At 66.0% G+C, this 8,622-nt stretch carries 10 protein-coding genes; 4 read left to right on the top strand and 6 right to left on the bottom strand.

Translation table 11 applies throughout. The annotated features are described in order from the left end of the window. A partial coding sequence (locus VGH85_13585; protein ID HEY2174834.1) for a mandelate racemase/muconate lactonizing enzyme family protein occupies window positions 1-993 on the top strand: 993 nt, incomplete at its 5' end. Window positions 994-1,011: 18 nt separating this feature from the next. Here VGH85_13585 and VGH85_13580 read toward each other — a convergent pair. Next, on the bottom strand, window positions 1,012-3,636 hold the full coding sequence (locus VGH85_13580) for a glycosyl hydrolase (GenBank protein HEY2174833.1): 2,625 nt from the start codon (window positions 3,634-3,636) through the stop codon (window positions 1,012-1,014). A gap of 39 nt (window positions 3,637-3,675) precedes the next feature. Continuing rightward, window positions 3,676-3,888, bottom strand: a complete 213-nt coding sequence (locus VGH85_13575) for a hypothetical protein (GenBank protein ID HEY2174832.1) — start codon at window positions 3,886-3,888, stop codon at window positions 3,676-3,678. A gap of 172 nt (window positions 3,889-4,060) precedes the next feature. Here VGH85_13575 and VGH85_13570 point away from each other — a divergent pair, with 172 nt between their 5' ends. Further along, a complete protein-coding gene (locus tag VGH85_13570; protein HEY2174831.1) occupies window positions 4,061-4,648 on the top strand; it encodes a TetR/AcrR family transcriptional regulator in 588 nt (195 codons plus the stop codon). Window positions 4,649-4,657: 9 nt separating this feature from the next. On the opposite strand, the gene VGH85_13565 is transcribed toward VGH85_13570, so the two are convergent. Beyond that, window positions 4,658-5,680 (bottom strand): ABC transporter permease, encoded by a 1,023-nt coding sequence (locus tag VGH85_13565; protein ID HEY2174830.1) that lies wholly within the window; start codon window positions 5,678-5,680, stop codon window positions 4,658-4,660. 86 nt (window positions 5,681-5,766) lie between these two features. Further along, a complete protein-coding gene (locus tag VGH85_13560) occupies window positions 5,767-6,210 on the bottom strand; it encodes an STAS domain-containing protein (GenBank protein ID HEY2174829.1) in 444 nt (147 codons plus the stop codon). A gap of 357 nt (window positions 6,211-6,567) precedes the next feature. Between VGH85_13560 and VGH85_13555 the strand changes: the two genes are divergently transcribed. Together VGH85_13555 and VGH85_13550 are read left to right on the top strand one after the other, a co-directional pair. Next, a complete protein-coding gene (locus VGH85_13555; protein HEY2174828.1) occupies window positions 6,568-7,074 on the top strand; it encodes a superinfection immunity protein in 507 nt (168 codons plus the stop codon). Between the two features lie 16 nt (window positions 7,075-7,090). Further along, window positions 7,091-7,423, top strand: coding sequence for an amphi-Trp domain-containing protein (locus tag VGH85_13550; protein ID HEY2174827.1), 333 nt, complete (start codon window positions 7,091-7,093; stop codon window positions 7,421-7,423). Between the two features lie 25 nt (window positions 7,424-7,448). Here VGH85_13550 and VGH85_13545 read toward each other — a convergent pair whose 3' ends face one another. After that, entirely contained in the window at window positions 7,449-8,312 is an 864-nt protein-coding gene (locus VGH85_13545) for a carbohydrate ABC transporter permease (GenBank protein ID HEY2174826.1), read from the bottom strand. 1 nt (window position 8,313) lies between these two features. Continuing rightward, the coding region (locus VGH85_13540) for a sugar ABC transporter permease (protein HEY2174825.1) at window positions 8,314-8,622 on the bottom strand (309 nt) is incomplete at its 5' end.

Raw genomic sequence — 8,622 nt, 5'->3', positions numbered from 1 at the left:
ACGGCCGACGGATCTGAAGGACTCGGCTTCAGCTACGCGAAGCGTGCCGGCGGCCCCGGTTTGTACGCACACGCTAAGCAGATTGCCGCCGAGCTCCTCGACGAGGATCCGAACGATATCGGCCGCCTGTGGCGCAAACTCGTGTGGGCGGGAGCGTCCGTCGGTCGCAGCGGTCTCAGCACGCAGGCGATCGCGGCCTTTGACACAGCGCTGTGGGACCTCAAGGCACGCAGGGCCCGTCTTCCACTCGCAAAGCTCCTGGGCGCATATCGCGACTCGGTCCCTTGCTACAACACATCGGGCGGCTTCCTGTCAGCCCCTGTTGCCACGATCCTCGAGAATGCGGACGCCGCCCTCGCACGCGGAGTGGGCGGTATCAAGATCAAGGTCGGGCAGCCGGACGCATCGGCAGATCTCCAGCGCGTACGAGAGATCCGGCGCCACCTCGGCGATGCGGTGCCGCTCATGGTCGACGCGAATCAGCAGTGGGACCGAGCCACCGCACGCCGCTTCGGTCGCCGCATGGATGAATACGACCTCGTCTGGATCGAAGAGCCGCTCGACGCCTACGACGTTGACGGCCACGCGCAGCTCACGGCCGCTCTGGACACGCCGATCGCGTCTGGCGAGATGCTGACCAGTGCCGCGGAGCACGCCCGCATGATCGAGGCCGGAGCGGTCGACTACATCCAGCCCGACGCCCCGCGCGTCGGCGGCATCACTCCATTTCTCAAGGTCGTCGGACTCGCCGAGCACAAAGGTCTCAGCATGGCGCCGCATTTCGCGATGGAGATCCATGTGCACCTCAGCGCTGCTTTCCCCGGTCAGACATGGGTGGAGCATTTCGAATGGCTCGAACCGCTCTTCAATGAACGCATCGACATCCGCGATGGCAGGATGCTGGTGCCCGACCGCCCCGGGCTCGGACTCAGTCTCAGCGATCGCTCTGCCGAGTGGCTCTGCGAGGCCACCGAGTTCGGTCAGCGGCCGTAGCGACTTTCCTACCGTGGCCTAGTCCTCTTCCGCGGTCCGTTGCCACCTCAACGTCGGCACGGCCAGAAGCCCTGACGACACCCCGTCCATGGCGAGATCGAGATCCTGCATGCTGAACCGGCGCCCGTACCGAGCGGCGCTCTGCTCTGCAGCCTCCCGAATGGCATCGTCGCGATCGAGCGCGTTCGCTGCGGTGTTGAACACCTCGATCCGCAGGCGATTGACTCCTGGCGCCGCGGCAGGGAGAAGGTCGACCTCGTACGGCGGAGCCCAGAGAGTGCCGCAGCTTGTTCCGTTCATGGTCACGACGGCGACCTCGCGGACCGGCGCAGACACGTGAACGCGATAGGAACTCCCGCGGATCCCGCGGCCGGGCGTCGATTCTGAATCGTCAGCGACAGCGCTCCCGAAGTCGAGCACCAGTCTGTCGTTCGCGGCGAGCGTCTCCGGACTGATGTCGAAGGACGTCTCGTACGACGCCGAGCCGGAGTAACCCGCCGACCTGTCCTCCCACCGATCGGGGAGGAGTACGTCGTGCAGGCCGACCGAGCCGTCGTTGTCCAGAAACCGGACGGCCCAGGGGCCGTCGATCTGATGCAGCTCGGTGTCGAGGAATCTCGCGGGCCGCTGACTCGGACCGGCATCGCGCGCGTCCATGGCAACGACCACCACGGCGGTGTACGGCGGCAACTGCACGGGAATCGGCCCGGACAACGTTCCGGCCGACTGCACTCGCCCGTCCGCCGGGTTCCATACCTCGTAGTGGGAGCGGTCGGTTCGTGGTTGGAAGGTGAGCGTGTTGTCCGCGTTCCCGGTATTCGCGAGGAAATAGAGATCCGCCGCTTCGCTCCTGCGGTGCAGTACGCCGATCGCCGCCGAGGCCGGAGAGATCGAGTAGTCGGGGGCCACGAGGCTCGCGAGGCGGGCTGCGAAGCGCTCGACTGCCACACTCTCGACGTCGCCTGTCCCGGGTTCGCCGACACGTATGACGGCTCCCCCGGAGTGCGCTACCTCATCGAGCCACTTCTGCGACGACGCTGGGATCACGGTCGTGAAGGGAAGAACTACAGCTGTCGTCTGCTCGGGGTCGAGGACGGCGAGTGCGTCATCGTCGACGAGATCGAAGTCGAGCCCGCACTCGTGGATGATGCGGGGGATGTCGGGTCCGATGTGCCGCTTCGTCTCGCGCCACAGATCCAGCGACACGTCACCGGTTCCCATCGTGCCGTACACATCGGCCGCGGGGACGTACAGCTTGACAGGGGCGACGTGCTCTCCTTGACGAAGCAGCCAGCTCAGGCGCTGAAGGTAGGAAGTCAACTCCGGCATCGCCGGCCACCAGGGATTTCTGTCGTCGATCGCGCCGGAGGCATAGAACATCCAGCCCAAGCCCGGCGCGTCCGCCGGCGAATACGGCCAGCCGTGCCCGATCAGCTGGTTGACCCCGGCGAGCAGGTGCTCGTGGGCCTCACCTTTGAGATCGAGTGGTGTCGCCCGGAATGACGGCGAGTGGACCCAGGTCCAGACCTCCGAGGACACAACGGGGAGGCCGTAGATGTGGGCGGCCGATGCGGCCCACCTCGTCTGAGTGATCTCGTTCCAGCCCCAGCCTTCGCCCTCGAACAGGTCGGCGAAGCGGTAGCTGCTCACCGAGGCGGGCGGGGTTCCGTATCCCTGGATGCGGAACGGCAGACCGAGCGTGCGTGCCCAGTCCCTGAGTACGGCGACGAAGTTCTGCTCGTACAGCTCGGTCAGGGTTTGATGGAAGTCGACACGGAACGCAGGCGATTCGGGTGTGTCCACGATGAGTCGGTAGAGATCTGGCGCGGCGTCGTACCCACGGCGCTTCTCGAACTCGCGGAGGAATTCGGGTGTCCAATTCGACTCGTAGACCTCGAGACTGTCGCAGAAGACGCTTCCGATGCTGTCGCGGTCTACGGCGGCCACGAGCGGCGCGGCAAAGCCGGCGATGTGGGTCGCTGTCGCTTCGGCCGAGTAGTGGTCGAGGACCGGACCCTCACCGCCGGCCGCCGCACGCTTGACGTTCTGCCCGGTGAGTCGGGAGAACGCGAGCAGAACCACCCGAGGCGATCGTCCCTCCGGTACCCGTAGCAGCTGGCCGGACACCGCCAGCTCCACGATTTCCGTCGGCAGCTCCTGCATCGATCCGTCACCGACGAAAGCCGCGACCAGCTCGTCACCGGGCCAGGGCGCATCGGTCGGCACGTCGATGGCACCGCCGCCCACCTCACGCCGTTCCCAGACAAGCTGTCGCGCCGCGTGTTCGGCATCGATGTGCGGGCCGCCGAAGGACCACCCGGTCCCGAGCGTGAGATCGAAGCGCAGGCCGAGCGCCTTGGCCCGCTCGGACGCGAACCGGATACGGCCGAGGAAGTGGTCGGACAGCAGTGTGTGGGCGATCGCGGACAGCGGGTACACGTACGAGATCTCGACGCCGCCGAATCCGGCATCGGCGATGGCTCGCAGCTCGGCGTCGAGCTCATCTTCCTCGACGTCCGGCCCGAACCACCACCAGCGCATCATCGGCCTGGCCGACGGTGATGGCCGAGTGAATCCCTCGCGGAGGTCGCTGATCGTGAGCGTGCTGCTCATCGGCTCGCCCTCCTCCTCGTCGGCGGCCACGATATTGCACCCCCGGCCGTGCCCGAAAAGGTGTGTGCCTCAGACGGCCGGACCGGGCCAGACCCGCTCTGACGCGATCCTGTTTTCCTCGTCATAGGTGTCGAGATAGATGGCTCTGATCTGGTCGCCCGCCTGCTTCAGGAAGGCCCGGACCTTCCGCATCGCGTCTTGGCGATTGCTGCAACGCATGTGTGGGTCATCGCCTATCAACGGCGTGTTGTGCACGATGCGCAGCTCGTATCTGGTGCTCATCGGGCGCACGTCCTTCCCCCATGGATTCGGTCGTGCCGATCGCGGCATGGTCGTCCTCTACCAAACCGATGTCCATCCTTTGCTGTCTGCAGTGACCGACCGTGCTCGTGCGGTTATCCGGAGCGGCGCACACGGGCAAGACGAACATTCGTTTTTCTCGTACGCTAAGGGTATGCCGAAGGTGTCCCAGCAGTACCGTGACGCGCGCCGCCAGCAGATCTTGAGTGCGGCTCGGCGGTGTTTCCTCCGCTCGGGGTTTCACGAGACGTCGATGCAGGACCTCTTCGCCGAGGCGGGGTTGTCCTCGGGGTCGGTGTACCTCTACTTCGCCGGCAAGGACGACATCATGCTGGCCATCGCCGAGGAGAACATGCGCGAGGTCCTGGCGTTGCTGCACGGCCTCGCCGACCAACCCCGTGCGGACGGGATCGGTGCGGCCGTGGCCGACGTACTGAGCGTGGTACGACGCAAACACGAGGAGTCGCAGCTCGGGCCGATGTCGGTGCTCGTGTGGGCCGAGGCGCTGCGTAACCCGAAGATCGCGGGGACCTTCAACGAGAGCCTGATTCAGATGCGCGCCGATCTCGCCGAGGCGGTCCGCAGTTACCAAGCTGCCGGCGGCCTGCCGAAGGACGCGTCCGCGGATGCAGTGGCGAAGCTGTTGATCGCGATCGTGCCCGGCGTCATTCTTCAACTGGCGCTGTTCGGCACCGACGATGTGGCCGGGATGCCCGAAGCAGTCGCGGCACTCTGGCCGTAGCGAGCGGCCTCAGCGAGCCCTGGCGAAGCCAATCGAGGTGTGGTGACCGATCACGATGGCGCCGAGTCCGAATGCCGTCCACAGCACCAGGATGGTGAGGTGCCCGGCTGCGCCGTTGCCGTTGAAGTAGGCCGTACTGCGCAGCAGGTTCGCGCCGGCGCCCGGCGGCAGCCACTGTCCGATGTGGTGCACCGCGTCAGGTAGCAGCTCGGGGGCGGATGTGACACCGGAGAACGGATTGCCGACGAAGACCATGAGTGCGGCACACAGCGCCAGGCCGCCGACGCCGGCTAGTGCGATCAGCCCGGCAGTCGTCGTGCTGATCGCGAGCAGGGTCAGCACGAGGGCTCCCCACGTCGCCACGTGCTGATGGGGCAAGGCCCCCAGGAACGGCTGTGCGATGAGGTACGCACCGAGGCCGGCGACGCCCGTGACCACGGCGAGTGCGAGCGCTTGCCGCCAGGCCGGCCGGAAGCCGATCACCAGGGCGACAGCGACGGCCAGCAGAATGCTGCAGATCGTCAACGGCAGTAGCGCCGAGCTCAGCACCAGGCCCCGGGGATCGGCGGACGACGTGGCCACCACGTCCACCGTCTTCAGCGGCGCAGCACCATGGCCTTTGCCCGATGCAGCCGCGTGGGCCCCGACCTGAACAGCGAGCTTCTGGCCCACCGCGGTCAGCAACTGGGCCACCGCTGGGCCCGCCGCACTCGCCTCGAGCACCGTGAAGCTGCCCCCTGTCGCGACGAAGGCGCCATAGACGTCCCGGTCCGCGATCGCCGACCGGGCGGCAGCATCGTCGGGATAGAGACGGAAATCGAACCCGCCCCGCTGGGCCCGGTCCAGCCCCTCGACGACCTGTTGACTGGCCGGGCTCGTCCCCACGATCCCGACCGGAAGATCACGCGGCGCGATACGCGCCACTGGCCACGCGAATGCAAGGACCGCAGCCACCACCACGACCGGCAGGACCACGGCCGCGACGAGCAACTGCCGCCACGGCGGATGACCACTGAGCGCGTGGCTCGCCACGACACCGACCTCCAAAACAGAATGAGCGTTCTTGGTACTCACCCTGCGCAGTGGTTGCGGCTTTGTCAAGACGAACGTTCGTTGTCTTAGCTGGATGGACCCTGACTGAGTCGGGTGCGGTCGTTCGGGCCCTTCCGCGGACCGGACGACCTCGGCCCGGCGGGATGGGGACCGCGAATGTCGAGGTGCTGGTCGACCCCGGTGAGGGCGAGCAGTCGCCGGACCGCGGGTGAGGGGTTCAGCAGAACCAGCGTGCTGCCGACCTCGCGGAGTTGGAGGTGCTGCTCGAGCAGTACACCGAGCCCGGCGCAGTCGCAGAACGTGAGGGCTCCCAGATCGACCAGGACGGTTTGGTGCGGCTTCCGTGATATCCGGCAGATCGTCGCTGCGAGCGTCGGGGCGCTGGCTACGTCCAGCTCGCCGGCGACGTCGAGACGTGCCTCACCACGGTGGCGATAGGTCGACAACCGCAGATGGACCGAATCGACGGGTCCACGATCCGGGTCACGGGAGACTTCGGTGGGGTTCATGACAGACACCTGACAAGGCCGGGGCATATGGCCCGAGGCGGTGAGGTGCCATCGGCCGGGCGGCGGACTGAACCTTGCGGCTGTCGGCCCAACCTGGATTGACCTTACGCCTTTCGTCATTCTCGGGATAGCGGCCGAATGCGTACGTCGGCGGTGCCGTCGGCCCGGCTCTCGACAGTGGCCGTGACCGCCGCTGGACACCGGATTCACAGCCAGAACATGCCATCCCTCGACTCGCCCACCTCGTCCGAAGTCCGTTCGAGCGCCGCCGTCTTGCGACCGTCTCACGATGATGTCGAGGCGGTCCGCCCGGGCCGTCCTACGGCGTACCGTTCAGCTGGGACGGGGAGGCGGATCATGACCTCGGAAGGCACGAACACCCGGTGGACCGGTGATCACTGGGAGGGCTGGAACGGCGAGCAGTGGGTGCGCTGGACCGGCACCGACTGGGTCACGCCCGAGGCCGCGCCCGAGCCCGCTCCCCAGCCCCAGCCGCAGCCGGCTCCGCAGGCGTCGTACCCGTCGGCTCCGCAGCCCCAGCAGCAGGCGTCGTACCAGCCGCAGATGTACGGGCCCGGCTATCTCACCGACCGGTCCGACAAGTCGGTGCAAGCCGTCTTCGCCTGGGTCTTCACCGTCCTCACGTTGCTCTATTTCCTGCCGTGGGCGATCGCGGCGACCCGCGGAAAGTCCAACTCCGGGCTACTCGGTCTGCTGACCCTGCTCCTCGGCTGGACCTTCATCGGGTGGATCGTGCTGCTCGTGATGGCCTGCCAGCCGCACCAAATCATCGCGCGGTCCGGACCGATCGTGACCTACCCCGGAAACTACGGCTCCGGAAGCGAACCGACCGCTCGGTACTGACCCGGAAGGAACGCCGATGCCCGACGTGGAGATCAAGAGGAAGGTCCGGTTGTCGAGAGCGGAAGCCGGCCGGCGTCTCATCGCGCTGGGCAAGGCACTCACTGAAGGGTCGAAGTCCGAGATGGACTTCGACGGGGACTCGATCCAGTACGTCGTCGCCGACCACCTCGAGTGGGAGTTCGAGCTGGAGGTGGACGGCAACGAGACGGAGCTCGAGATCGAGATGAAGTGGACGGATGCCCCGGCCGTCAAATCACCCACCAAGTCTCCGAGCAAGAAGTCGCCCCGCAAGGCATCTCCCAAGAAGGCCGGACGGGCGAAGACGACCAAGGGCCGCGCCCGGAGCTGATCGGTCATCCCGGCGGGCCGACTGGTCAGCGACCCCCGAACGAGGTGAAGGCCAACCCCTTCACGAGGTACTTCTGGAGCAGGATCACGAGGATGACGGTCGGCAGGATCGCAATCGTCGATGCCGCCATCATGTAACTCCAGTAGTTTCCGAATTCACCCTGGAACGTGCTGAGCCCGAGCTCGAGCGTTGACATATTCTGGCTCTGCGTGACGATCAGCGGCCAGAGGAAGTTGCCCCAGTCGGAGATGAAGGTGAACACCGCGAGCACAGCCACCGCCGGCCTGACGAGCGGCATCATGATGGTGAGGAAGATTCGGAACTCGCCGGCACCGTCGATCTTTGCCGAGTCGCTGAGCTCTTCCGGCAGAGTGCGGAAGAACTGCCGGAGCAGGAAGGTGCCGAAGGCGCTGAACGAGATGGGCAGGATCAGGCCAAGGTAGCTGTCGTAGATATTGAGGTAGCGGGAGATCAGGAAGAGCGGGATCACCGTCACGGTGGCGGGCACCAGCAGCGTGGCGATATAGGCCAGGAATATCCTGTCCCGTCCCGGGAACGCCAGCCGTGCAAAGGCGTAGCCACCGGTGGTGGAGACGACGATCACGACGATCACCCCGCCGATGGACATGATCGCGCTGTTGAGCATGAAGCGCCCGAACGGGAAAAAGTCCCAGGCGGTCGCGAAGTTGCTCCACGTCAGCGTGTAGCCGACGAAGAAGTTGTTGGTGAGCGCGTTGTCCTCCGGCTTCAACGCCGTCGAGATCATCCACAGGAAAGGGAAGAGGCAGAGGGCCGCGGCTGCGTAAAGACCGACGTTCAGCGCCACCTGACCGGTGAGCCGCAGCAGCCATTGCTCCGGGCGTCTCTTGCGCGCTTGGACCATAGCCATGTCAGGACCGCACGTCTCCTTCGTAGAAGACCCAGCGCTTCTGCAGAAGGTGGAAGACGCCGGTGACGATGAGGATGAGGATGAACAGCAGCCAGGCGATCGCCGACGCATAGCCGAGCCGGAAGTATTTGAATGCCTCCTGGTAGATCTCCAGAACCAGCGTCGTCGAGGAGTCTCCCGGGCCGCCGGAGGTGAGGATGTATGCCTGGGTGAACACCTGGAACGACGTGATGAGCGTCAGGAGGGTCCCGAAGAAGACCACCGGCGACAGCATGGGGAGGGTGACCGAGAAGAACTGCCGGATGGGCCC

Source organism: Mycobacteriales bacterium (assembly GCA_036497565.1).
Classification (GTDB): Bacteria; Actinomycetota; Actinomycetes; order Mycobacteriales; family QHCD01; genus DASXJE01.
Note: the sequence above shows the minus strand (reverse complement) of the source record. Positions and strands in the feature narration are given on the sequence as shown.